22 protein-coding genes are annotated in these 22,843 nt (G+C 66.7%); 17 read left to right on the top strand and 5 right to left on the bottom strand.

Features of this window, described 5'->3' with window-relative positions; genetic code table 11:
- The first annotated feature begins 15 nt into the window (after positions 1 to 15).
- The 3 genes from xth (at position 16) to AC1DOQ_RS10835 (ending at position 2,731) form a co-directional block, all read left to right on the top strand.
- Positions 16 to 792 (top strand): exodeoxyribonuclease III, encoded by a 777-nt coding sequence (gene xth, locus AC1DOQ_RS10845; protein ID WP_477363590.1) that lies wholly within the window; start codon positions 16 to 18, stop codon positions 790 to 792.
- Between the two features lie 120 nt (positions 793 to 912).
- Positions 913 to 2,316 carry a hypothetical protein gene (locus tag AC1DOQ_RS10840; RefSeq protein WP_477363174.1) on the top strand — a complete coding sequence of 468 codons (1,404 nt, stop codon included), beginning with the start codon at positions 913 to 915 and terminating at the stop codon, positions 2,314 to 2,316.
- 79 nt (positions 2,317 to 2,395) lie between these two features.
- A complete protein-coding gene (locus tag AC1DOQ_RS10835) occupies positions 2,396 to 2,731 on the top strand; it encodes a DUF7668 domain-containing protein (protein WP_477363171.1) in 336 nt (111 codons plus the stop codon).
- A 10-nt stretch (positions 2,732 to 2,741) separates the two neighbouring features.
- Here AC1DOQ_RS10835 and AC1DOQ_RS10830 read toward each other — a convergent pair whose 3' ends face one another.
- Together AC1DOQ_RS10830 and AC1DOQ_RS10825 are read right to left on the bottom strand one after the other, a co-directional pair.
- Complete coding sequence (locus tag AC1DOQ_RS10830) at positions 2,742 to 3,137, bottom strand: YybH family protein (protein WP_477363168.1); 396 nt, start codon at positions 3,135 to 3,137, stop codon at positions 2,742 to 2,744.
- A 32-nt stretch (positions 3,138 to 3,169) separates the two neighbouring features.
- Positions 3,170 to 3,793, bottom strand: coding sequence for a TetR/AcrR family transcriptional regulator (locus tag AC1DOQ_RS10825; RefSeq protein WP_477363165.1), 624 nt, complete (start codon positions 3,791 to 3,793; stop codon positions 3,170 to 3,172).
- A gap of 95 nt (positions 3,794 to 3,888) precedes the next feature.
- On the opposite strand from AC1DOQ_RS10825, the gene AC1DOQ_RS10820 reads away from it, so the two are divergent.
- The 5 genes from AC1DOQ_RS10820 to AC1DOQ_RS10800 are packed head-to-tail and all read left to right on the top strand — an operon-like array spanning position 3,889 to position 7,957.
- Positions 3,889 to 5,367, top strand: coding sequence for a flavin-containing monooxygenase (locus AC1DOQ_RS10820; RefSeq protein ID WP_477363161.1), 1,479 nt, complete (start codon positions 3,889 to 3,891; stop codon positions 5,365 to 5,367).
- Positions 5,364 to 6,173: an SDR family NAD(P)-dependent oxidoreductase gene (locus AC1DOQ_RS10815; protein WP_477363158.1), complete on the top strand. Its 810-nt coding sequence runs from the start codon at positions 5,364 to 5,366 to the stop codon at positions 6,171 to 6,173. The genes AC1DOQ_RS10820 and AC1DOQ_RS10815 overlap by 4 nt, the downstream gene beginning before the upstream one ends.
- The gene (locus tag AC1DOQ_RS10810; RefSeq protein WP_477363155.1) at positions 6,170 to 7,147 is read left to right on the top strand and encodes an alpha/beta fold hydrolase; all 978 of its coding nucleotides are present in this window, start codon (positions 6,170 to 6,172) and stop codon (positions 7,145 to 7,147) included. The genes AC1DOQ_RS10815 and AC1DOQ_RS10810 overlap by 4 nt, the downstream gene beginning before the upstream one ends.
- 4 nt (positions 7,148 to 7,151) lie before the next feature.
- A complete protein-coding gene (locus AC1DOQ_RS10805; protein ID WP_477363152.1) occupies positions 7,152 to 7,598 on the top strand; it encodes an N-acetyltransferase family protein in 447 nt (148 codons plus the stop codon).
- A gap of 2 nt (positions 7,599 to 7,600) precedes the next feature.
- Positions 7,601 to 7,957, top strand: a complete 357-nt coding sequence (locus AC1DOQ_RS10800) for a hypothetical protein (RefSeq protein WP_477363148.1) — start codon at positions 7,601 to 7,603, stop codon at positions 7,955 to 7,957.
- Here AC1DOQ_RS10800 and AC1DOQ_RS10795 read toward each other — a convergent pair.
- Positions 7,954 to 11,184: a hybrid sensor histidine kinase/response regulator gene (locus tag AC1DOQ_RS10795; RefSeq protein WP_477363145.1), complete on the bottom strand. Its 3,231-nt coding sequence runs from the start codon at positions 11,182 to 11,184 to the stop codon at positions 7,954 to 7,956. The two genes, AC1DOQ_RS10800 and AC1DOQ_RS10795, sit on opposite strands and share 4 nt — an antisense overlap.
- A 127-nt stretch (positions 11,185 to 11,311) precedes the next feature.
- On the opposite strand from AC1DOQ_RS10795, the gene AC1DOQ_RS10790 reads away from it, so the two are divergent.
- The 5 genes from AC1DOQ_RS10790 (at position 11,312) to lpdA (ending at position 17,755) form a co-directional block, all read left to right on the top strand.
- Positions 11,312 to 12,457 carry an SMP-30/gluconolactonase/LRE family protein gene (locus tag AC1DOQ_RS10790; protein ID WP_477363142.1) on the top strand — a complete coding sequence of 382 codons (1,146 nt, stop codon included), beginning with the start codon at positions 11,312 to 11,314 and terminating at the stop codon, positions 12,455 to 12,457.
- A 211-nt stretch (positions 12,458 to 12,668) separates the two neighbouring features.
- Positions 12,669 to 13,901 carry a thiamine pyrophosphate-dependent enzyme gene (locus AC1DOQ_RS10785; protein WP_477363139.1) on the top strand — a complete coding sequence of 411 codons (1,233 nt, stop codon included), beginning with the start codon at positions 12,669 to 12,671 and terminating at the stop codon, positions 13,899 to 13,901.
- 40 nt (positions 13,902 to 13,941) lie between these two features.
- The gene (locus AC1DOQ_RS10780) at positions 13,942 to 14,946 is read left to right on the top strand and encodes an alpha-ketoacid dehydrogenase subunit beta (protein ID WP_477363136.1); all 1,005 of its coding nucleotides are present in this window, start codon (positions 13,942 to 13,944) and stop codon (positions 14,944 to 14,946) included.
- A gap of 2 nt (positions 14,947 to 14,948) precedes the next feature.
- Positions 14,949 to 16,307, top strand: coding sequence for a dihydrolipoamide acetyltransferase family protein (locus tag AC1DOQ_RS10775; RefSeq protein ID WP_477363133.1), 1,359 nt, complete (start codon positions 14,949 to 14,951; stop codon positions 16,305 to 16,307).
- Between the two features lie 20 nt (positions 16,308 to 16,327).
- Complete coding sequence (lpdA, locus tag AC1DOQ_RS10770; RefSeq protein WP_477363130.1) at positions 16,328 to 17,755, top strand: dihydrolipoyl dehydrogenase; 1,428 nt, start codon at positions 16,328 to 16,330, stop codon at positions 17,753 to 17,755.
- 89 nt (positions 17,756 to 17,844) lie between these two features.
- Here lpdA and AC1DOQ_RS10765 read toward each other — a convergent pair whose 3' ends face one another.
- Together AC1DOQ_RS10765 and AC1DOQ_RS10760 are read right to left on the bottom strand one after the other, a co-directional pair.
- Positions 17,845 to 18,099: a hypothetical protein gene (locus AC1DOQ_RS10765; RefSeq protein WP_477363127.1), complete on the bottom strand. Its 255-nt coding sequence runs from the start codon at positions 18,097 to 18,099 to the stop codon at positions 17,845 to 17,847.
- 21 nt (positions 18,100 to 18,120) lie between these two features.
- Entirely contained in the window at positions 18,121 to 18,438 is a 318-nt protein-coding gene (locus AC1DOQ_RS10760; RefSeq protein ID WP_477363124.1) for a hypothetical protein, read from the bottom strand.
- Between the two features lie 121 nt (positions 18,439 to 18,559).
- Between AC1DOQ_RS10760 and kefF the strand changes: the two genes are divergently transcribed.
- The 4 genes from kefF (at position 18,560) to AC1DOQ_RS10740 (ending at position 22,771) form a co-directional block, all read left to right on the top strand.
- The gene (gene kefF / locus AC1DOQ_RS10755; protein ID WP_477363121.1) at positions 18,560 to 19,096 is read left to right on the top strand and encodes a glutathione-regulated potassium-efflux system oxidoreductase KefF; all 537 of its coding nucleotides are present in this window, start codon (positions 18,560 to 18,562) and stop codon (positions 19,094 to 19,096) included.
- Positions 19,097 to 19,100: 4 nt separating this feature from the next.
- The gene (gene kefC, locus AC1DOQ_RS10750) at positions 19,101 to 20,909 is read left to right on the top strand and encodes a glutathione-regulated potassium-efflux system protein KefC (RefSeq protein ID WP_477363118.1); all 1,809 of its coding nucleotides are present in this window, start codon (positions 19,101 to 19,103) and stop codon (positions 20,907 to 20,909) included.
- Positions 20,910 to 21,044: 135 nt separating this feature from the next.
- Positions 21,045 to 21,701, top strand: coding sequence for a PEP-CTERM sorting domain-containing protein (locus tag AC1DOQ_RS10745; RefSeq protein ID WP_477363115.1), 657 nt, complete (start codon positions 21,045 to 21,047; stop codon positions 21,699 to 21,701).
- Between the two features lie 161 nt (positions 21,702 to 21,862).
- Positions 21,863 to 22,771 carry an alpha/beta fold hydrolase gene (locus tag AC1DOQ_RS10740; RefSeq protein WP_477363112.1) on the top strand — a complete coding sequence of 303 codons (909 nt, stop codon included), beginning with the start codon at positions 21,863 to 21,865 and terminating at the stop codon, positions 22,769 to 22,771.
- Positions 22,772 to 22,843 lie beyond the last annotated feature (72 nt).

Here is a 22,843-nt window from a genome sequence, read left to right as displayed (position 1 = left end):
GACATGAAGCGAAGAATAAGAATAGCGACCTTCAACGTCAACGGCATCAACAGCCGCCTGCCCGCCCTGCTGCAATGGCTGGAAGAGACCCGGCCCGACGTCGCCTGCCTGCAGGAGCTGAAGGCGCCCCAGGAGAAGTTCCCGGAAATGGAGATCCGCGCCGCCGGCTACCATCCGATCTGGCATGGCCAGAAAAGCTGGAACGGCGTCGCCATCCTCGCCCGCGATGCGGAACCGCAGGAAGTCGGGCGCGGCCTGCCGGGCGACCCGGAGGACGAGCAAAGCCGCTACATCGAGGCGGCGGTGAACGGCATCCTGGTCGCCTGCCTGTATCTCCCGAACGGCAATCCGGCGCCGGGCCCGAAGTTCGACTACAAGCTGCGCTGGTTCGAACGCCTGCACGTGCGCGCCCAGGAGCTGATCGACACCGGTGCGCCGGTGATCCTGTGCGGCGACTACAACGTGATGCCGACCGAACTCGATGTCTACAAGCCCGAACGCTGGCTCGACGACGCCCTGTTCCGCCCCGAGACCCGCGCCGCCTACCGCAAGCTGCTCGACCAGGGCTGGACCGACGCCCTGCGCACCATGCATCCGGACGAAGTGATCTACACCTTCTGGGATTACTTCCGCGACGCCTACGGCCGCAACGCCGGCCTGCGCATCGACCACCTGCTGCTCAGCCCAGCGCTGGCGCCGAAGCTGAAAGCGGCCGGCGTCGACCGCGACGTGCGCGGGCGCGAGAAACCGAGCGACCACGCGCCGACCTGGGTCGAGCTGGACTGGCCGTGACATTCGATAACGCGAAGGCTATAACTGATTACCTTCCGCGAACTACCTTAATCGATAAAATTGCATTCGCTCGTGTAGGTGTTATCCTACACAGAAACTATCACGAGCAAGGGAATTTCAATGCGCGGCAGCGATGAAAAGGAAGAAGTCGATTACGTAGCGGTCCTTGAAGCACTCGATATAAAGCCTGACCGAGGCGATAGCAAACAAACAGTCTGGGTATTGGATGCAGTGCCCTGCAGCACGCTTGATCGTTTGAGTACAGCATTCGACGGCAACGACGTGAATGATGAGCAACCTTTTATTGATTTCTTCTTATTGACGCTCCAGGATACGCCCGACTTGCAAGAGCTCAACGCTTACATTCATGTCACCATATCGCGTAGCAGCCGTGACGCCGAAAACGAGATTATGGCGTTTGCAACCGGCTTGAACACGATCGATAACAATAACATTCCTTACTTCGTTCGGTTTCATCCGGCGCCACCCTCAAAGAAATATATCAATACGCTCGAGCAGCTCTCCAGATTCACCCATATCCACGACGCTGAGGATATCTCCGATTTTTTCCCCTTTGAGACCGGCGTGGCCGTCGCGGTCTACGATGTAGGGCAAGGCAGCATGGCTGCTCTGGTGGACGAGCATGAACACCCTCTGGTATTTTTCGACCTTGGTTGGCCACTTTCATTTTTCAAGAAGTCGGTACCGGCGACCCACAACCACTTCAATCCTTTCCCTCCATCTCTCGAGCCTTTCAATGGTCCAACGCCTGTCGTGCTATCTCATCTCGATTGGGATCACTGGGCTTATGCTTACCAAAGCGGTACTGCACATTGGGATGCAACAATAGGCGCCTGGAAAACCACGCCTACTTATCGTGCAGAGGTCTTGGCGCGACCATGGCTAATGCGTCGCCCAGATTATCGACGTCACAAGCTAAATGGCAGCCATATTCATTTTGTACAGACCCTAGAGAAGACCCGTATTAAATGGCATTCGGCGCTACATTTCTGGCCGAAGCGCCGACGAAGCGTTCAGCGCGACCAGATTACTTATTTCACTTGTACCCCAAAGACCGGATCGCCTAAGACCGCAGCATTTCTACGCAACAATCAAGGGCTCGGTGTGCTTATCAACGATAGTGCGAGCGGAGCCCGTGTATTGGTTGCCGGTGATGCAGATTTCCCGTCTATTCCGGCATTCGCAACAAAGCGGCTTACGGGTTTGGTCGCAACGCACCACGGCGGAAAAGTAACAAGTGGGTCTATACCAATTGCAACCAGCCATGGACGCATGGTAATTTCTGCGTATCCCGGCTGCTACAGCAAAATACCCCACCCGGACGTCGAAGCTGAAGCCAGAAAAAGCGGCTGGCACATTGCCTATACTTCCGAGCGAAGGGCTTGTTTCAGAGCGGACAAATCGGTCGAATGTGGAAATCGTCTTATTCGATTAAGCCAAACACCAATGTGCGGATGTCGCGACGTGCCGAATGCGTGCCTATGCATTAGCACTACATTCTGATAATAACCCCTCTGATCGCGATGGAGAGGACTTGACCGATACCGTACAACCAGTGAAGGACAATGACCAGCAGACGCCAGTGCCCCCTGTCTGGCGCCCCGTCCTTGCCGCCATCGTCGACGCCTTCCGCGAGGGCGACTTCAAACTCGCGCGCGGCATCCCCGAGGTCGCCCCGGTGTCGCCGGACGACGCACGGATCATCGCCGATAACATCGAGGATTACGGCGCGACCCTGGTCGGCCTCCCGGACGAGGCCTGGGAGACCTCGGTCTCTCGGTGGATGGGCGGCTACTGGCACGTACTGGTCGACCTGCACACCGAGGACGAAGGCCCAAGCGACCTGGTGCTCGACGTCCGGGTGCGCGAGCACGACGCGGGCTACCGGTTCGAGGTCCACCTCGTGTACGTGCCGTGAGCGCCGGGCGCTAGGCGTCCAGCAACGCCGTCCCGTAGGAATTATCGATGGCGCACAGCCAGCGCCCGTCCGCGCCGTGCCTGAACACATAGGTGGCGCGGCGGTTCGCGTGCACCTGGGTCCCGTCCGCGTCCAGGTAATCAAGAGTCGACTCCATGATCACCAGCGCGCTGTCGCCGGCCTCCAGCACCTCGATTCGGCCCTGGCCCACGCGCAAGGTATGGCGGACGATTTCCGCGATCTTCACGAAGGCCGCGCGGATGCCCTCCTTGCCGGCCACGTTGAGTCCCGGCTTGACGACCAGCACCGCGTCGTCCGTATAGAAATCCATGAGCGCGTCGAAATCCTCGGCGGTGATGGCGCGGTCGGCGGCTTCGATGAGTGCTTGCAGCAGGTGCTGTGCCATGGGTGAGTCTCCTTGTGCGGGGCCGTGCAAGCTCAGGCCGCGACCCCGGGTTTGGCGCCGACCATCACCAGGCGCATCGCGCTGTCGGTGACGCTGTCGATGTCCGGGCTGTAGCCGTCCTCGATCCAGTGCAGCGCGATGTGGATCACGCCGCCCACCACGCCGGCCTGCAGCAGCGGGTCGGCGCCTTCCGCTTCGGGACCGGCAATGCGGCCGACTGCCTCGCCGATCGCGCGCAGCGATGCGTCGAAGGCCTTGTCGACGGCGCGGCTGACGCCACGGATCTCGACCAGGAACACGCGCGCGGAGCGCGGCTCCCTTTGCAAGGCCGCGAAGTAGGCGCCCAGCATGGCGCGTGCCCGTTGGGTGCGGTCCGGGCCGGCCTCTTCGGCGGCCTTGCGGATCTCGCCGAACACGGAATACGTGACCGCGTTGTACGACGCGATCAGGAGGTCCTCGCTGTTGGCGAAGGATTCGTAGAAGTAGCGTTCGGTCAGGCCTGCCGCTTCGCAGACCGCCTTCACGGTGGCCTGGCGGTAGCCGCGCTCTCCATACACTTCGATGGCGGCGGCGATCAACTGGCTGCGGCGCTGGGCGCGGCGCTCGTCTTGCGACATGCCCCGGTAGGGACGCGCTGGGGGAGTTTCTCGAGACATCCCTCTATTCTGGCATAGAACATTGCAAAATTGTTGTCAGACATAAACTGACAATGTACAGTGTCAGTATAAAGAACCAGAACAAGAGAGACACCATGCCCCATCCTTCGACTGCGGGCGCCGAGCTGCTGGACGTGCTGATCGTCGGCGCCGGCCTGTCCGGCATCGGCGCCGCCTGGCACCTGCAGCAGCGCTGCCCTGACAAGCGCTACGCGATCCTCGAGGCGCGCGATGCCATCGGCGGCACCTGGGACCTGTTCCGCTATCCCGGCGTGCGCTCCGATTCGGACATGTACACCCTCGGCTACGCCTTCCAGCCCTGGACCGCCGGCAAGGCGATCGCCGACGGGCCCTCGATCCGAAACTACATCCGCGACACCGCGCGCGACAACGGCATCGACCGCCACATCCGCTTCCGGCACAAGGTGGTCGCGGCCGCGTGGTCGAGCATCGATGCCTGCTGGACCGTCGAAGCCGATCGCGACGGCACCCCGGTCACGATCCGCACCCGCTTCCTCTACATGTGCAGCGGCTACTACAGCTACGAGGAAGCCTACCGCCCCGCCTTCGAGGACGAAGACCGCTACCTCGGCCGCATCGTGCAGCCGCAGTTCTGGCCGCAGGACCTCGACTACACCGGCAAGCAGGTCGTGGTGGTCGGCAGCGGCGCCACCGCGGTGACCCTGGTGCCGGCGATGGCCGGGAAGGCAGCCCACGTGACCATGCTGCAGCGTTCTCCTACCTATGTCGTGACCCGCCCCTCCGAATACGGCTTCGCGCAGCGCTTCCGCAAGTGGATGCCGGAGCGGGCCGCCTACCGGGCCACGCGCTGGCGCGTGATTCTCGAATCCATGCTGCTGTACCGCGTGGCGCGCAGCAAGCCGGAGCTGGCCAAGCAGAAGATCGTGGCGATGGCGCGCCACCAGCTCGGCAAGGATTTCGACGTCGACACCCACTTCACGCCCGATTACAAACCCTGGGACCAGCGCGTCTGCGTCGTGCCGGACGGCGACATGTTCAAGGCCATCCGCAAGGGCGATGCTTCGGTCGTCACCGACCACATCGAGCGCTTTACCGGGCGCGGCATCCTGCTGAAGTCGGGCAAGGAGCTGGCGGCCGACGTGGTGGTGCTGGCGACCGGCCTGAAGATCAAGGTGCTGGGCGGCGTCGCCGTCACCGTCGACGGCAAGCCCTTCCACGCCGGCGAGTCGATGTCGTACAAGGGCATGATGCTCAGCGAGCTGCCGAACTGCGTGATGACCTTCGGCTATACCAATGCCTCCTGGACCCTGAAGGCCGACCTCACCGCCGCCTATGTCTGCCGGCTGCTGCGCTACATGGACCGCAAGGGCGCGGCCATCGCGGTGCCGCGCCGCGAAGCCGGGGTCGAGCCCGAGCCCTTCCTGAACTTCACCTCGGGCTATGTGCAGCGCGCCAGGGGCGAACTGCCGCAGCAGGGCTCGCGCCGCCCCTGGCAGGTCTACCAGAACTACCTGCAGGACATGATCACCATCCGCTACGGCCGCATCGCCGACGGCGTCATGCATTTTGGAGCGAAAGGAGTACTGCCTTGAAGCTGAAAAACCGGGTTGCCCTGATCACCGGCGCGGGCGGCGGCATCGGCCGCGCCACCGCGCTGGCGATGGCGAAACGCGGCTGCCACCTGGCGCTGGCCGACATCGACCATGAGGGCGCGGCCGAGACCGCGCATCTGGCCCAGGCATTCGGCGTGCGCGCCACCGCCCACCGTCTCGACGTCGCCGACCGCGAGGCGGTGCGCGCCTTCCCCGACGAGGTCGGCGCCGCGCACCGCAAGCTCGACATCCTCATGAACAATGCCGGCGTCGCGCTGGGCGGCACTTTCGAACAGGTCAGCGAGGCCGATTTCGACTGGCTGCTGGAGATTAACTTCCACGGCGTGGTCAGGATGACGCGCGCCTTCCTGCCGCTGCTGCACGGCTCGGACGATGCCCGCATCGTCAACGTCTCCAGCATCTACGGCATCATCACGCCGCCCGGCCAGGCCGCCTACTCGGCCAGCAAGTTCGCGGTGCGCGGCTTCTCCAACGTGCTGCGCCACGAGCTCGAAGGCAGCACGGTCGGCGTGTCGGTCGTCCATCCGGGCGGCGTCGCCACCTCGATCGCGAGGAATGCGCGGATCCCCCACGGCGCGCCGCGGGACGAGGTCGAGCGCGGACGCAAGACCATGGAGAAGCTGCTGCGCATGCCGTCCGAACAGGCCGGCGAGATCATCGTGCGCGGCATCGAGAAGCGCCGGGCCCGCATCCTGGTCGGCAGCGACGCCAAGGCCGCCGCCTTCCTCGAACGACTGGCCCCGGTGGGCTACTGGAATCTCCTGAAGAAAGCGATCAAGCGATGAGCACACTCCTGACGGTCATCGGCTTCCTGCTTGGCGCGCTGCTGGTGCTCGCCGCCATCCTGGTCCTGTTCAGCGCCTGGACGGCGCGCAAGGTGCAGTCCGTGCTGCCGCCCAAGGGACGCTTCGTCGACGTGCCCGGCGCCCGCCTGCACATCCGCGAATTCGGCGAGCCGCGCGCCGGCGAGCCGGCCATCCTGATGATCCACGGCCTGGCCGGCCAGCTCTCGCACTACACCTACGGCGTGGTCGGCCGGCTGGCCGAGCGCCACCGCATCGTGGTGGTCGACCGTCCCGGCTCCGGCTATTCGACCCGCGCGCCCGGAACCTCGGCCGACCTCTCGGCCCAGGCCGCATCGATGGCGGCCCTGATCCGCACACTGGGTCCCGGCCAGGCCTTCGTGGTCGGCCACTCGCTGGGCGGCGCCGTCGCGCTGACGCTGGCGCTGGAACATCCCCGGCAGGTGGCGGGACTGGCCCTGCTGGCGCCGCTGACCCATATGCGCGACGACGTGCCGCCGGTGTTCAAGGGCCTGGCGATCGAGCCGCCCCTGCTGCGCAAGCTGGTGGCCTGGACCCTGGCGATTCCGGCCTCCGTCAAGAACAGCGCCGCCACGCTCGAAGCGGTGTTCGGCCCGGAAGCGGTGCCGCGCGATTTCGCAACCAGGGGCGGCGGCCTGCTCTCGCTGCGCCCTTCCGCCTTCCTGTCCGCCTCGGCCGACATGCAGGCCCTGCCCGCGCGCCTGCCGCTGGTACAGGCGCGGTATGAAGAATTGCGGCTGCCCGTGCACGTCCTGTACGGGAAGGACGACCGCATCCTCGACTGGAAGGCGAACGGACAGGCGCTGGTGGACAAGGTGCCGGGTGCGAAGCTGGAACTGGTCGAGGGCGGCCATATGCTGCCGGTGACCCAGGCGGAACTGAGTGCGCGCTTCATCGAAGAAGCGCTCAGCAACGCCGGCGCCGGAGTACAATAATCGGATGACCACGATCCGACCAGCCCTTCCCGCCGACGCCCGCCTCGTCGCGCCCCTGTTCGACGCCTACCGCCAGTTCTACGGCAAGCCGGCCGAGCCTGACGTCGCCCTGCGCTTCGTGTCCGAGCGCCTGGCGAACGCGGACTCGGCGATCTTCCTGGCCCTTGGCGACGATGGCGAGCCGCTCGGCTTCACCCAGCTCTACCCGTCCTTCTCCTCGGTGTCCGCCGGCCGCGTGTATATCCTGAACGACCTGTTCGTGGCGCCGCAAGGCCGCGGCAAGGGCATCGGCCGCGCCCTGCTCGACGCCGCAGCCGCCTTCGGCCGCGAAAAGGGCGCGCTGCGCCTGGCGCTGTCGACCGCACGCACCAATATCACCGCCCAGGGCCTGTACGAGTCGCAGGGCTGGGTGCGCGACGAGTCCTTCTTCGAATACTCGCTCAAGCTGTAAGCATGGGGCCCTTCTACAGCGGAAGGACGCTCCAGGCGCGCCATGCCCTGGTCAAGGAGTTCGACGACGGCCTGGCCGTGTATGTCGACAAGGAGCGGGGCTTCGCCACCATCGGCACGCGCGGCATCCGCCCGCCCGACGGAACGCCCGGCCTGATCATCCATGTGTCGCTCGACCTGAAGAGCGGGCCCGCCGGCGCGGTCAGGCCGAAATTCATTCCGCTCGAACCCATCAATAACCGCACCTTGGCGCCCATCCCGCCGGAGCAGTTGATCGGCCTGCTCGTTGCCACGCTGGCGGAAGCGGGCCTGGTCCCGCCCGGCGCGGCCTCCGACGATCCGGACTGGGTCACCTTCTAGGCCGCGACCGCCAGGTTCACCAGCACATTCGCCAGCGCCATCAGGTCGTAGGGCTTGCGCAGCACCACCGCATCCGGCCAGTTGCTGACCTCGCCCTTGCCGGTCGCGAACACGATCTGGATCCCTGGCGCCAGCACGCGCGCCTCGGCGGCCAGCATGTCGCCGGACATGCCCGGCAGCTGCACGTCGGTGATCAGCACGTCGGACTCGTTCGAGATCAGCGCCAGCGCATCCTCCGCGGTGGCGGCCGAACGCACCTCGTGGCCGAAGTGGATCAGCAAGGCTTCGGTACTGTCGCGGATTTCCTCCTCGTCCTCGACCAGCACGATGCGCAGCGACGGACGCAGGTCGTCCTCGGCGGCACGCGGGCGCAGCGGCGCCGGCTCGCCCGGCGCGCCCGGCGCGCGGCTGCGCTGGTTGGCCAGCACCTGGCGGATGCGGCGCGCCAGGCTTTCGCGGGTGTAGGGTTTGCCGAGCAGCTCGACGCCGGGGTCCAGGCGGCCACCGTGGACGATCGCGTTTTCCGTATAGCCCGAGGTGAACAGCACCGCCAGATTGGGCAGGCGCTCGCGCGCCATGCGCGCCAGTTCCGGGCTCCGTAACGTGCCGGGCATGACCACGTCGGTGAACAGCACGTCGATCGGCAGCCCGGATTCCACCACCGCCAGCGCGCTGGCGGCATCGGCCGCCTTCAGCACGCGGTAGCCGAGGTCGGTCAGCATCTCGACCACCGTGGTGCGCACGGCCTCGTCGTCCTCCGCCACCAGGATGGTCTCGGTGCCGCCGACGGGCGGCGATGCCTCGACCGGCGGCGCCATCGCGTCCTCGGCGGCCAGGGTGCGCGGCAGGTAGATCTTGACCGTGGTGCCCTGCCCCGGCTCGCTGTAGATCTTCACGTGGCCGCCGGACTGCTTGACGAAGCCGTACACCATCGACAGGCCCAGGCCGGTGCCCTTGCCCTCTTCCTTGGTCGAGAAGAAGGGTTCGAAGGCCTGGCGCAGCACCTCGGGCGTCATGCCGGTGCCGGTGTCGGTCACGCCGAGCATCACGTACTGGCCTGGCGCGACGTCGGCATGGTTGCGGCAGTACAGGTCGTCCAGCACCGCATTGTTCGCCTCGATGGTCAGCCGCCCGGCGCCGTGCATGGCGTCGCGCGCATTGATCGCCAGGTTCAGCACCGCGTTCTCGACCTGGGCGACATCGACGGCCGTATTCCACAGGCCGCCGGAGATTACCAGCTCGACCTCGATTTCCTCGCCCAGCGAGCGGCGCAACATGTCTTCCATGCCCATCACCACGCGGCTGATCCTGACCACGCGCGGCTCCAGCGGCTGGCGGCGGCCGAAAGCGAGCAGGTAGCTGGCCAGCTTGGCGCCCTTCTCGACCGCCGAGCGGGCATTGCCGATCCAGCGCAGCGCCTCGCCGCCTTCGCACTGCACCTTGAGCAATTGCAGGTTGCCGGAAATGATCTGCAGCAGGTTGTTGAAGTCGTGGGCCACGCCGCCGGTCAGCTTGCCGACGGTCTCCATCTTCTGCGCCTGCTGCAGCGCCAGCTCGGTGCGGCGGATCTGCTCGGCCTGTTCGCGGTCGGCCGTGATATCGCGTCCGATCGCGTGGATGTAGGCGGCGTCCGGCGCAGCCGACCACGACAGCAGGCACCAGCTGCCGTCCTTGCGGCGCAAGCGGTTCTCGAACTTGTACACGTAATGGCCTTCGCCCAGCGAATCCATCTGCGCCGCCGTGGCGGCCTGGTCGTCCGGGTGCACCAGGTCGAGGAAGTTGCGGCCGACCACGTCGGCATCACTCCAGCCCAGCAGCGAGCCGAAGGCCGGGCTGACCGCCTCGACCCGTCCGTCGAAGCCCGCCACCAGCATGATGTCCTTCGACAGGCGCCACATGCGGTCGCGCTCGGCGGTACGCAGGGACACTTTCTGTTCCAGGCTGGCGTTCAGGTGCTCGAGACGCTGCTCGCCCTGCTTGCGGTCCTCGATGTCGGTATGGGTACCGACCCAGCCGCACACTTCGCCGTCCGCGCCGCGCTGGGCGACCGCGCGCGCCAGGTGCCAGCGGTAGCTGCCGTCGTGCGCGCGCAGGCGCATCTCGGCCTCGTAGGTCGAGCCGGAAGCGACCGCGATCGCCCAGCGCGTGGTCACCTGGGCCAGGTCGTCCGGGTGCACGATGGCGGTCCAGCCGGTGCCGCCCAGTTCCTCCAGCCCCAGGCCGCTGTAGACATGGGCGTGCTGGTTGAACCAGTCGCTCCTGCCGTCCGCGGTCGCGCTCCACACGTGGTGTGGGATCGCCTGCGCGAAGCTGTGGAACTTCGCTTCGCTTTCGCGCAATGCCTGTTCCGCCAGCACCCGCTCCGTCACGTCGTGGCCCTGCACGAACACGCCGCTGACGTTGCCGGCCTCGTCGCGCATCGGCTGGTAGACGAAGTCGAGGTAGTACAGGCGGCGCTGGTGGCCATGTTCCGCCAGCCACATCGGCGCGGCATGGGCCGTGTGCGGCTCGCCGTTGCGGTAGACCCGGTCGAGCACCGCCACCAGGCCCTGCGGCACGGTCTCCGGCAAGGCCAGGCGCAGCGGACGCCCCAGCACCGGGCGTCCGCCGATCAGCGCGCTGTAGGAGGCGTTGACGAGGGCGAACACGTGGTCCGGGCCGGTCAGCTGGGCGACGAAGCCGGGCGCCTGCTGGAAGATCGCGCGCAGGCGACTGCGTTCGGCGCTCAGCCCGGCCTCGGCCATGACCCTGGCGGTGGTCTCGGTCACCACCGCCAGCACGCCGATCGCCTCGCCATCCTCGCCGGTGACCGGCGAATAGTCGAGATCGAACCAGCACTGGGCCGGCCTGCCCTCGCGCGCCAGGTGCAAGGGCTGGTCGCGGCAGGAAAGCGTGCCGCCCGCCAGCACCACGTCCAGCACATGGGCGTGGAAGCCGGCGGCTTCCGGCCAGGCTTCGCCCACCCTGGCGCCGAAGATGGCCGGATGACGGGCGCCGCACAGCGCCGCATACCCCTCGTTGTAGATCAGGATGCCCTCGCGCCCCCACAGGGTGGCGATCGGGACCGGCGAGCGCAGGACCAGCTCGAGCGTGGTGCGCATCGCAGCCGGCCAGCGGGCGATCGGCCCGATGCTGGTCGTGCTCCAGTCGGCGTCGTCGATCAGCCGTCCGAGGAGACCACCGTTGCTGCCGAAGGTCCTGCCCGGGGCCGCGTCGCGCATCGCCATGTTATCAATATGCTCATTAAATTGTGAAGTCAGCGATTGTAAGGGGTTTCACCTTTCTATGGAACACAGTTCACCTCAAGTAGTATCACCTGTGATACCACTTTTATAACGCCTGACTGGAGCTTGTATGCGACGTCGTCTCGCCGCTGCTGCCGCGCTGTTGATGATTGTCCTGGGCGGCTGCCTGAGCCGCACGCCGCTGCCGGTCGATCCGGTGGCCTGGGAGGCGCCGCCGGATCCCGGCTACACCGGCGTGTATGCCGCCAACCGCCGGCTCGGCGGACTGCAGACGATCAGCCTCGACGGCGCCATCGGTCCCGAACACATCGCCCTCGGACCCGGCGGTCTCCTGTATGCGGCGGTCGAAGGCGGCAGCGTGCTGCGCATGCGGCCGGACGGCGGCGGCCTCGAGATCTGGGCCCAGACCGGCGGCCGGGTGCTGGGCTTCGACTTCGATGCCGATGGCCGGATGGTCGCCGCCGATGCGTATCGCGGCCTGGTGGCGATCGCCGCGACGCCGCCCCACCACGTGACGGTGCTCGCCGACCGCCTGGCGGACGGCGATCCGATCCGTTTTCCGGACGCGGTGACCGTGGCGAGCGACGGCAGGGTCTACTTCACGGACGCCAGCCGGCGCTTCTCGCCGGCCGAGCATGGCGGTCCCTTCGAGGCCAGCGTCCTCGATTACCTCGAACACCGGCCGACCGGCCGCGTGCTGGTCTACCAGCCGGGCGGCAAGGTCGAGGTGGTGGCCGACGGCCTGTCCTTCGCCAACGGCATCGTCCTGTCGCGGGACGAGCGTTCCCTGTTCGTGGCCGAGAGCGGCGCCTACCGGGTCTGGCGCATCGATGCGGATGCGCGCGGCCTCGACCTGGCCCGCGGCCCGGGCGCCCGGGCCCGCATCGTCCTCGCCGATCTGCCGGGCTTCCCGGACAACCTGATGCGCGGCATGGACGGCCGCATCTGGCTGGGCCTGGCCAAGCCGCGCACGGCCTCCGGCGATGTGGCGGCCGCCCATCCCTTCCTGCGCAAGCTGGCCCTGCGCCTGCCGCGCTCCCTGTGGCCGGTGCCGCCCGCCTACGGCCACGTGCTCGCCTTTACCGAGGATGGCCGGGTGGTCGCCGACCTGCAGGATCCGGCCGGCGCCTATCCGGACACGACCGGCGTGCTGGAAACCGCGGACCGCCTGTACATCCAGAGCGGGCACGCGGCCGGCATCGGCTGGCTGCCGAAATCGCGCGCCGGTCTCGCCGAACCGTCTACCGGGCGCTGAACAGGGCCGCGCACGCTTGCCGCAATCGGCATGGCTTCGCTGCGCCGCGTGCTAGTGTCTTGACCTGATCCTGCGGGCAGCCGCGATCTTTCCAGGCGCTATCAGTGCTGCAAAGCAGCAGAAAAATATTCGCGCAAAACATGCGTGCGCGGTCTTGCCGCAATTAATATGTTTTCTGCTGCACACACCTTTACCGAGGGGAAAGCGAACTATGAGCCAGAGTCAACCTCTGTCGCTGCACGTCCCGGAGCCAACCGGCCGCCCGGGTTGCAAGACTGATTTTTCGTATCTTGGAATTAATCCTGCGGGCACGGTCCCGCGTCCGCCCGTCGACGTGCGCTACCAGGACACCGCGGAGATCGCCTCCAGCCTGATCCGGGTGCTGGACGACAACGACGACGCCGTCGGCCCCTGGGCCCCGGAGCTCGACCAGGAGACCCTCCTGTCCGGCTTGCGCACCATGATGAAGACCCGCATCTTCGACGCCCGCATGGTCATCGGCCAGCGCCAGAAGAAGATGTCCTTCTACATGACCTCGCTCGGCGAGGAAGCCATCGGCACCGCCCATGCGCTGGCCCTGAAGGATGGCGACATGTGCTTCCCGACCTATCGCCAGCAGAGCCTGCTGATGGCGCGCAAGTATCCGATGGTCGACATGATCTGCCAGCTGCTGTCGAACGAGCGCGATCCCCTGAAGGGCCGCCAGCTGCCGGTGATGTACTCGTCGAAGAAGGACGGCTTCTTCACGATCTCCGGCAATCTCGCCACCCAGATTCCCCAGGCGGTCGGCTGGGCCATGGCCTCCGCCATCAAGGGCGACACGAAAATCGCCTCCGGCTGGATCGGCGACGGCGCCACCGCCGAAAGCGACTTCCACACCGGCCTCACCTTTGCCCACGTCTACCGCGCCCCGGTGATCCTGAACGTGGTGAATAACCAGTGGGCCATCTCGACCTTCCAGGCCATCGCCGGCGGCGAGAGCGTCACCTTCGCTTCGCGCGGCGTCGGCGCCGGCATCGCCTCGCTGCGCGTGGACGGCAACGACTTCCTGGCCGTGTACGCGGCGTCCTGCTGGGCCGCCGAGCGCGCCAGGAGCAACCTGGGCCCGACCCTGATCGAATGGGTGACCTACCGCGCCGGCCCGCACTCGACCTCCGACGACCCCTCGCGCTACCGCCCGGCCGACGAATGGACCTATTTCCCGCTGGGCGACCCGATCGGCCGCCTGCGCCGCCACCTGGTCAGGAAGGGCTGGTGGTCGGACGCCCAGCACGAGGCCCTGCAGGCCGAGCTGGAAGCCGAGGTCCTGGCCGCGCAGAAGGAAGCCGAGCAATTTGGCACGCTGATCGATGGCCGGGTGCCGAGCGCCGCATCGATGTTCGAGGACGTCTACAAGGACATGCCCGAACACCTGCGCCGCCAACGCCAACAACTGGGGGTGTGAAGTGATGCGAGATATCGAGAAAGATGTAGTAATAACCCCCATGACGATGATCCAGGCCCTGCGTTCGGCCATGGACGTGATGATGGAGCGCGACGAGAACGTGGTCGTCTACGGCCAGGACGTCGGCTATTTCGGCGGCGTGTTCCGCGTCACCGACGGCCTGCAGGCCAAGTACGGCAAGCACCGCGCCTTCGACGCCCCCATCTCCGAGGGCGGCATTGTCGGCACCGCGGTCGGCATGGCCGCCTACGGCCTGCGCCCGGTGGTCGAGATCCAGTTCGCCGACTACTTCTATCCGGCGACCGACCAGATCGTGTCCGAAGCGGCGCGCCTGCGCTACCGCTCGGCCGGCGATTTCACGTCGCCGCTGACCATCCGCATGCCCTGCGGCGGCGGCATCTACGGCGGCCAGACCCACAGCCAGAGCCCGGAAGCCTTCTTCACCCACGTCTGCGGCCTGCGCACCGTGATGCCGTCGAACCCCTACGATGCGAAAGGCTTGCTGATCGCCTCGATCGAGAACGACGATCCGGTGATCTTCCTGGAACCCAAGCGCCTGTACAACGGCCCCTTCGATGGCCACCACGACCGTCCGGTAACCTCCTGGTCCAAGCACCCGCTGGGCAAGGTCCCCGAAGGCTACTACTCGGTCCCGCTGGACAAGGCGGCGATCTTCCGCCCCGGCGCCGACCTCACCGTGCTCACCTACGGCACCATGGTCTGGGTCTCGGAGGCCGCCGCCAACGAGACCGGCATCGATGCCGAGATCATCGACCTGCGCACCCTGTGGCCGCTGGACCTCGACACCATCGTCGAATCGGTCAAGAAGACCGGCCGCTGCGTGGTCGTGCACGAGGCAACCAGGACCAGCGGCTTCGGCGCCGAACTCGCCGCCCTGGTGCAGGAGCACTGCTTCTACCACCTGGAAGCGCCGATCGAGCGCGTGACCGGCTGGGATACGCCTTACCCGCATGCGCAGGAATGGGCCTACTTCCCCGGACCGGACCGCGTCGGCGCGGCATTCAAACGAGCGATGGAGGCATAAAGGTGGGTATTCACGTCATCAAGATGCCCGACGTGGGCGAAGGTATTGCGGAATGCGAAGTGGTGGCCTGGCGCGTCCAGCCCGGCGATACGGTCACGGAAGACCAGATCCTGGCCGACGTCATGACCGACAAGGCCACGGTCGAGATCCCGTCGCCGGTGCATGGCACCGTCATGGCGCTGGGCGGCAAGGTCGGCGAATCGCTGGCCGTGGGCGCCGAACTGGTGCGCCTGGAAATCGAGGGGGCCGGCAATGTCAAGGGCGAGGCTGCGAAGCCGGTGGCGGCTGCCGATGCGCCGGCTGCGGCGCAGGCTGCGGACGAGCCGGCCGATGTGCCGCATGGCTTCGTGCCGGAGCCGCAGCGGGTGGCGGCGGGCGCGGCGAGCGTGTCGGTCCCGGCCACGGCGAAGCTCGCGGGCGCCGACAGCCACGGCGGCCCCAAGGATGCCGCGTTGCGCGCCACTTTCCGTGATGCGAACGAAAAACCGCTGGCCGCGCCGGCCGTGCGCAGGCGCGCCTGGGACATGGGCATCGAGCTGCAGTACGTGGGCGGCAGCGGCCCGGCCGGCCGCATCACCCATGCCGACCTCGACAACTTCGTCGCCGGGCGCCAGCGCGGCCGCGCGGCGCACGCCGGCACGGACCATCGCTACGCCGAGCTGCACGGCGAGGAAGCGGTGCCGCTGATCGGCCTGCGCCGCAAGATCGCCGAGAAGATGCAGCTGTCCAAGCGCCAGATCCCGCACTTTACCTATGTCGAGGAAGTCGACGTCACCGACCTCGAAGCCTTGCGCACCCAGCTGAACGCGCGCTACGGCGAGGAACGCGGCAAGCTGACCCTGCTGCCACTGCTGATGCGCGCCGTCGTACTGGCCATCCGCAAGTTCCCCGAGGTGAATGCCCGCTTCGACGACCAGGCCGGCATCGTCACCCGCTACCAGCCGGTCCACCTCGGCATGGCCACCCAGACCGACGCCGGCCTGATGGTGCCGGTGATCCGCAATGCCGAAGCCCGCGACCCGTGGAACAGCGCGCGTGAGATCCTGCGCCTGGCGGAAGCCGCGCGCACCGGCAAGGCGGCGCGCGACGAGTTGTCCGGCTCGACCATCACCATCACCAGCCTGGGCCCGCTTGGCGGCATCGTGAGCACGCCGGTGATCAACCATCCGGAAGTGGCGATCGTCGGCGTCAACCGCATCCTCGACCGTCCGGTCGTCAAGAACGGCGGCCTGGTGCCGCGCAAGCTGATGAACCTGTCGTCGTCCTTCGACCACCGGGTCATCGACGGCATGGTGGCGGCCGAGTTCATCCAGACCGTGCGCGGCTACCTGGAAGCGCCGGCAACGCTGTTCGTGGAATAAGCACGGAGGACATCAAGAAGATGACGATGGAAACGACTTTACTCATCATCGGCGGCGGTCCGGGAGGCTACGTGGCCGCCATCCGCGCTGGCCAGCTGGGCATCAAGACCGTGCTGGTCGAGGGCGCCCAGCTGGGCGGCACCTGCCTGAACGTGGGCTGCATCCCGTCCAAGGCCATGATCCACGCGGCCGAGGAATTTCATAAGGCGACGCATTACGCCGGCGACTCGCCGCTGGGCATCCGCACGGCCGCACCCAGCATCGACATCGGCCGCACGGTGGCCTGGAAGGAAGGCATCGTCAAGCGCCTGACCGGCGGCGTCGGCGCCCTGCTCAAGAAGAACGGCGTGCAGGTGGTGCGCGGCTGGGCCAGGATCCTGGACGGCAAGACGGTCGAGGTGACGGGCGCGGAAGGCGGCGGCACCGGCGCCGCCAACGATGCCGGCGGACAGACCACCCGCATCCGCTGCGAGCACCTGCTGCTGGCGACCGGCTCGGAAGCGGTCGAACTGCCCTTCCTGCCCTTCGGCGGCAAGGTGGTGTCCGCCACCGAGGCGCTGTCGCCCGAGACCCTGCCCGAGCACCTGGTGGTGGTCGGCGCCGGCTACATCGGCCTGGAACTGGGCACCGCCTACCGCAAGCTGGGCGCGCGCGTGACCGTGGTCGAAGCGGCCGGCCGCGTGCTGCCGGCCTACGACGACGAACTGGCGCGGCCGGTGGCGGCGCGCCTGAAGGCCCTCGGCGTCGAACTGCACCTGGAATCGAGCGTGCTGGGCCTGAGCGAGGACGGCAACTCGGTACGCATGAAGAACGGCGGCGGCGAGGAAGTGGCGATCGACGCCGACCGCGTGCTGGTGGCCGTCGGGCGCCGTCCGCGTACCGCCGGCTTCGGCCTCGAAAGCCTGATGCTGGACATGAACGGGCGCGCCGTCCGCATCGACAACCAGTGCCGCACCTCGATGCGCAACGTCTGGGCGATCGGCGACCTGACCGGCGAACCGATGCTGGCCCACCGCGCGATGGCGCAGGGCGAAATGGTGGCCGAGATCATCGCCGGCAAGCGCCGCCACTTCATGCCGGCGGCGATTCCTGCGGTGTGCTTCACCGATCCGGAAGTGGTGGTGGTCGGCCTCACCCCGCAGGAGGCGGCCAAACAGGGACTGGATTGCATCGGCGCCAGCTTCCCTTACGCCGCCAACGGCCGCGCCATGACCATCGAGGGCACGGAAGGCTTCGTGCGCGTGGTCGCGCGCAAGGACAACCACCTGATCGTCGGCTGGCAGGCCGTCGGCAGCGCGGTATCCGAGCTCAGCACGGCCTTCGTGCAGTCGATCGAACTGGGGGCGCAGCTGGAAGACATCGGCGCCACCATTCATGCGCATCCGACCCTGGGTGAGGCGGTGCAGGAAGCGGCGCTGCGGGCCTTGGGGCACGCGCTGCATATTTGAAGCTCGCAGCCAAGTACCACCTTAGCCCCGTGTGCTGATACGTCGCTCCCGCGAAGGCGGGAACGACGTAACGGCGCCAACGACCTTGATTATTTTCGGGGCGGCTCCTCCGACTGCCTGCTACCCGCATTCCCGGTACTCAAACTGCCGATCCCACCCAGCCCGGTCTGCAACTCCCCAGCCTCCTCGGCGGGAACCCCGGTATCCGTTCCGACCACGTCGTCCAGCCGCGAATCCGACTGCTTGTTGCCGACGTCGCTGTGGCCCCAATCGTTGTGCTGGTTGCCGGCGCCGCCGATGTCGGCGCCGCCCTGCGGTTTCTGTGGCTCGTTTTGCGTGCTCATGGAAGCCTCCCTTGCCCAGTCCTACTGCTGGCCATCCTTGTTCGATTGCCGGTTCCCCGGGTTGCCGCCGACCTTGTTGCCCACGCCTTCCAGGCCGGTCTCGACGGCGCCCGGTTCGCTCGGGCGGTAACCCTGGCGGCGCTCCTCGTCGGTGCCGGCGCTAAGGAGATCGTCGGTGCGCGCGTCCGACTGCGCGCTGCCGGTGTCGGCGTCGCCCGACATGCGGCCGATGTCGCCGGTTCCGCCGGTGCCCATGGTGCCCGCCGAACTGCTGCCGTCCTTCGTGACCTGATCGTAGTTGCGGCCTTTCGCATCCTTGCCTTCGCTTTGCATCGACATGCCGATCTCCTTGACGGTGAAGTAAGGGTCATCATAGTCGCCCACCTCGGCACGGCGAATAGGCCCGCGCCCGGCCGAATTGTAGGACATGTCGGGCGGGCCATTGTGGAATAATCAAGTTATGAACGAACAACACATCCTTGTCCTGTATGCCCACCCTGCCCCGCACCGCTCCCCGGTCAACCGGCGCCTGGCGGATGCCGCCCGCGCCACCCCCGGGGTCATCGTGGAAGATCTCTACAATACCTACCCGGATTTCGACATCGACGCCGAGCGCGAGCGCGCCCTGGTCCGCGATGCCGGCGTGCTGGTCTTCCTGCACCCGATCCGCTGGTACGGCATGCCTTCGCTGCTGAAGGAATGGATGGACGTGGTGATGGTGCCGGGCTGGGCCTACGGCAAGCCGGACGCCGTCCTGCGCGGCAAAGGCTACTGGCTGGTCGCCACCACCGGCAGTGGCCCGGAGGCTTACCAGCCCGGCGGCCTGCACGGGCGCCCGTTCGCCGATTTCCTCGCCCCCTTCGAACAGACCGCGGCCCTGTGCGGGATGAACTGGATCGAACCGCTGATCATGCATGGCGTGGCCCAGGCCGGCGAAGCGGCGGTCGACGCCCACGTGGCCGAATTCACACGCCGCCTGCGCGGCTACGCGGGGTAAGCCGATGGAACACAGCCTGCTGACGAATGCCCTGGTCTATCTTGCCGCCGCCGTGGTCGCGGTGCCGTTGTCGAAACGCCTGGGCATGGGCACCGTGCTCGGCTACCTGGCCGCCGGCATCCTGATCGGCCCCTACGGCCTGAAACTGATCGCCAACGTCGAGGACGCCCTGCACTTCGCCGAATTCGGCGTGGTGCTGCTGCTGTTCCTGATCGGCCTGGAACTCGAGCCGGACCGCCTGTGGGCGCTGCGCCGGCCCATCTTCGGCTGGGGCGGCGCCCAGGTGATCGTGGTCGCCGCGGCCCTGTTCTGCGCCGCCCTGCTGGCCGGCGTCAACTGGAAGCTGGCCCTGATCGGCGGCCTCGGCCTGTCGCTGTCGTCGACCGCGATCGCCCTCGCCTCGCTCGAGGAGCGCAACCTGATGCCGACCCCGGCGGGCCAGGCCGGCTTTGCGATCCTGCTGTTCCAGGACATCGCCGCGATCCCGATGATCGCCATCGTGCCCCTGCTCGGCATTCCCGACGAAGCGGGTTCGAGCGGCAACTTCTGGCTGGCCACCTTCAAGGTCGTCGGCGTGCTGGCCGGGATCATCGTCGGCGGCCGCTACCTGGTGCGCCCGCTGCTGCAGGTCATCGCCCGCACCGATACCCGCGAGATCTTCACCGCCTTCGCCCTGCTGCTGGTGATCGCGATCGGACTGCTGATGCAGTGGATCGGCATGTCGATGGCGCTCGGCTCCTTCATGGCCGGCGTGCTGCTGGCCGATTCCGAGTACCGCCATGCGCTGGAGACCGACCTCGAACCCTTCAAGGGCCTGCTGCTCGGCCTGTTCTTCATCGCGGTCGGCATGTCGGTCGATTTTGCCGTCTTCCTCGCCCATCCCTGGCTGATCCTGGGCCTGGTGGCCGGCTTCCTGCTGATCAAGACCGCGGTGCTCTACATCCTGTCGCGGGTGTTCGGCATGGCCCGCGGCCAGCACCTGCAGTTCGCCCTGCTGCTGTCCCAGGGCGGCGAATTCGCCTTCGTGGTATTCGGCGCGGCCGCCACCGCGCGCGTGTTCAGCGACGACACCGCCTCGATGCTGGTGGTCGTGGTGGCGCTGTCGATGGTGGTGACGCCACTCGTACTGATGGCCTACGACAAGCTGTCGGCCAGCCGCGAAGGCGCCGGCGCCAGGCCCGAAGCCGACGCCATCGAACCGAACGAGGATCATGTGATCGTCGCCGGCTTTGGCCGTTACGGCCAGATCGTCGGCCGCTTCCTGAACGCGAACGGGGTCAAGCTGACGGTGCTGGACCACGACCCCGACCAGATCGAGGTGCTGCGCCGCTTCGGCTTCAAGGTCTTCTACGGCGACGCCACCCGCGCCGACCTGCTGCGCGCCGCCGGCGCCGCCCGCGCCCGCGCGCTGGTGGTGGCGATCGACGACATCGAAGACAGCCTCGACCTGGTCGAGACCGTGCGCCGCGAGTGGCCGGAACTGCAGATCTTCGCCCGCGCCCGCAACGTCACCCACTGGTACCAGCTGATGGACCGCGGCGTGACGATGATCGAAAGGGAGACCTTTGAATCGGCGCTGCAACTGGGCCGCACCGTGCTCACGGCCGGCCTTGGCCAGAACGCCTACCGCATCCGCCAGGCCGCGCTGAAGTTCCGGAAGCTCAATATCGCCAACGTGCAGGCGGTCTATCCCTACTATAAGGACCGCGAACAGTATGTGTCGATGGCCAAGCGGGCCCGCGAAGAGCTGGAGGAGATGATTGCGCGCGACCGCCAGGCGCAGGAGGGGGAAACCCGGCATGACTGGGACTAGCCAGGCAAGTGTCGGATTTATTTACACGAGTACATTCAATTTTCCGATAAACAATTGATTTTTAAAAACAATTGTTTATCGGCATGGTCTTTGCTTGAACCTGATGGCAAGTCCACCATAAAAATAGGGAATGTAATGAAACCAAGCTATTTGAAAGCCTCCTTGCTTCTTTGTGCCGTCCTCGGCGCTGTTGCCGCAGACGCGACTGCCTCCGTCATCGACAACACCGGAATCAAGGCCAGGATTCATCCTTTCGGCTATGACGACACGTCGACCTACGGCCAGACCTTTACGGTTGGTGCCGATCAAGCGCTGAACGGCTTCTCGATGTACCTGTACGGGAATAATCAAACGCTGAATTTGCGCGGCTATGTGGCAGGCTGGGACGGCAGCAAGGCCACCAGCATTCTCTACACCAGCGCCACGCGTTCGGTCACGCCCGGCCAGGGGCTGATGGAGTTCTCCTTCGACACCGGCAAGCTGGGCCTGACGGAAGGCCAGAAATACGTCATGTTCCTCTCGGTCTCGGACCTGGGGACCCAGGCGTACAGCACTTTCGACATGCCTACGACAAACAACAGCTATGCCGGTGGCGATTTCGTCTATTTCAACAACGGCTTGGATTTCGGGGCGCTGACGACGCGGGCATGGGATTGCCAGGAGTGCGGCATTGGCGACGTGGCATTCAAGGCCGAGTTTTCGCCGTCGACCGGCAATGTCCCGGAGCCGGCCTCGCTGGCCTTGCTGGGACTGGGTTTCGTCGGCATGGCTGCCCTGCGCCGCAAAGCGTAAGCGCTCCACACGCCAACCGGAAGCCCGCCGCGTGCGGGCTTCTCGTTTCAAGCACACTATCATTTCTTTCAGGCAGCTTTTTCGGCCACCCCGCGTTAGCATCCTGTCCATCCGACCGGCCGCGCATGCGGCGGGTTTCCGATCACGAACCAGGAGACACGATGCGCCTCACCAAGCTTTCCCGCCGTTCCACCCTCAAGGCCGCCGCAGCGGTGGCGGCCTTCGCCCTGCTCGGCGCATCCGCCGGCGCCTGGGCGGCGCCTTTCGACTCGACCCGCATCACGGTCCGCACCGAAGGCGCCGGTCCGGACGTGATCCTGATCCCCGGCCTGAACTCCTCGCCGCGCGTCTGGGCCGAGATGATCAAGGCCGTGCCCGGCTACCGCTACCACCTGGTGCAGGTCTCGGGCTTCGCCGGCCAGCCGAAAGGCGGCAACGCCGACGGTCCGGTGGCGGCGCCGGTGGCCGAAGAGATCGACCGCTACATCAGGGAAACCGGCCTGAAGCAACCGGCCGTGATCGGCCACTCGATGGGCGGCACCATCGGCATGATGCTGGCCGCGCGCCATCCGGCCGACCTGTCGCGCCTGATGGTGGTCGACATGGTGCCCTTCCTCGGCATGTTCTTCGGCGGCCCCGGCGCCACCGTCGCCAGCGTCGAGCCGATCGCGGACCGCATCGCCGCCGGCATCCGGACCGCCGCGCCCGAGGAACGCAGCAAGCGCGCCGTCGAGACCATCAACGGCATGGTCAATACCGAGTCCATGCGTGCCGGCGCGATCGACGATTCGATGCGCAGCGACGTCGACGTCGGCGCCCGCGCCTACCACGAACTGGTGGTGACCAACCTGGGGCCGGAACTGCCGAAGATCTCGGTACCGGTGACCGTGCTGTACGTCCAGCCGAAGAGCGTGCCGGTTCCCGCCGAGCATTTCGATGCGGTCTACAAAAGCGTGTTTGCACCGGTGCCGGCCGTGAGCCTGAAGCGGATTGCGGACAGCGCCCACTTCATCATGTGGGACCAGGCGGCGCGCTTTCAGGCGGAGGTGAGGGAATTCCTGGGCAAATGAGTCCTCGTCCCGCGCAGGCGGGCCGGCAAACTTGGGTCCCCGCCTGCGCGGGGGCGACGGAGCGGCGAATGG

The sequence above is a fragment of the Massilia sp. 01N417 genome (assembly GCF_056399645.1).
The sequence above is the reverse complement of the archived record's forward strand: the minus strand, read 5'-3'. Positions and strand labels throughout refer to the sequence as shown.